Here is a 1,559-nt window from a genome sequence, read left to right as displayed (position 1 = left end):
ATGACATTACTGCTCATTTTGGACAAATGATCGCGAATGAAATGATTGAATTTATCACATTTTGAATTGTAATCGCTTTCTTGATGGATGTCAACAAAAATTCTTCACTATTTGAATGAACATCTAATAACCCCGTCTGGTTCAGACGGGGTTTGCTTCGATCATTTATAGACCGAAAAAGGGCTAATCCAACCATTTATACTTTTTGCCTGGGTTGCTTTCATTCGTCTGCAGCGGCAGTCCAAAGGATTGATCCGGTTTCCCTCGCCCAGCTCCACTGCCAGTGGACCCTGCTCCTTCGCCTGCACCCGGATCAGGCAATATCCCCTTGCCAATGGTCACTTTCGTTTGATGCGTCACCATGTTATAGAGCTCTTCGATGTCTGCTTGCTGCATCCGAACACAGCCGTGCGACTCATCTTTGCCGATGCTCGAAGGCTTATTCGTACCATGAATAGCATACAGCGTATCGGATAAAGTCATCCCTCGACTCCCAAACTCACCATTTGATTTGCCGTTCGGATTGCGCACCTTTTCACTAATGATAAAATCACCCTGAGGCGTTTTCTCGCCACCTAACCCAACAGGATAGCTGCGTATGATCTTATCACCGCTAACTAATGCAAGAAGGTGTTTATCCGTATCAATCATAATTCTGAGCGGCTCACGCAGAGGATCACTTGATGCTTTAGGCTGCGAGCTGCTTGGCGCAGCAAGCTCTTTGGCCTCTTGATTAGCCTGAACTTGTTCCTGTGCTTGTTTTGTCTCCTGAGATTGTCCAGGTTTGGCAGGATCAACTTTCAGCAGCTTAAGCGTTTGTGGAAACAGCTCCTGCATCTCTGGCGTAAGTCCCGGAAGCAAATTATCCGGGTAGGGCTTGGTTAGCTGATCAGGTGTCTCAGGCAACGAACCCATTTTTGTTTGATAAGCCTTCATCGCGCTTTGCAGCACTATCGCTTGCTCACGATCCCGCATCCATTGATCAATGATTGGAACAAGCGCCGAACTATCTGCAACTTGACAAGAACAAATCTGCGACTGATAGTACTTCAATGCAGATGAACTCCCGCTTCCACCTTCGGATGTAACACTTAGCAGCGGATTCACCGATTTGTTCCACTCGATCCATTTACCATCTGAGCTTCGCGGCGCTTGCATGATAACCGATTCACCAGTGCTTGTACCGGACGTAATCAGGGCCTGCTGAAGCTTTTTCCCCCAATCCCCTTCTGAGAAGTATAACTTCGTCCCAGGCTCGGACGCATCTCCTTGTATTGGAGCCAGTTTAACCACAGCAAGATCACTCGCGTCCTTACTTAGACTTGTGTTTGCTGTTTCATTAGCCCCTCCACCCTTCGCAGARTCTATCGCGGCCGGAACTGCCAAAAGCAGCAAAAGGGCCAAGAGTGGCATCCACTTCCCTTTGCTCCTCACTCGGCTCGATATCTCTGCTTTCTTGGCGATTTTAGAGGCGCCAGAAGGGTTAGAAGGAAGTGGACCTTCAATCGTTATTTTTTGACGCTCAAAAGCCTCGTAAATCTCACCAGACTGCGCAAAAC

The 1,559-nt window shown here is 47.8% G+C and carries 1 protein-coding gene; it reads right to left on the bottom strand.

The features are described from left to right. Positions 1–183: 183 nt before the first annotated feature. Positions 184–1,559, bottom strand: a 1,376-nt coding sequence (locus tag AC1DUA_RS36900) for a L,D-transpeptidase (protein ID WP_477504451.1), incomplete at its 5' end; no start/stop codon positions are given.

It is taken from the genome of Paenibacillus sp. 01T422 (assembly GCF_056398785.1).
Note: the sequence above shows the minus strand (reverse complement) of the source record. Positions and strands in the feature narration are given on the sequence as shown.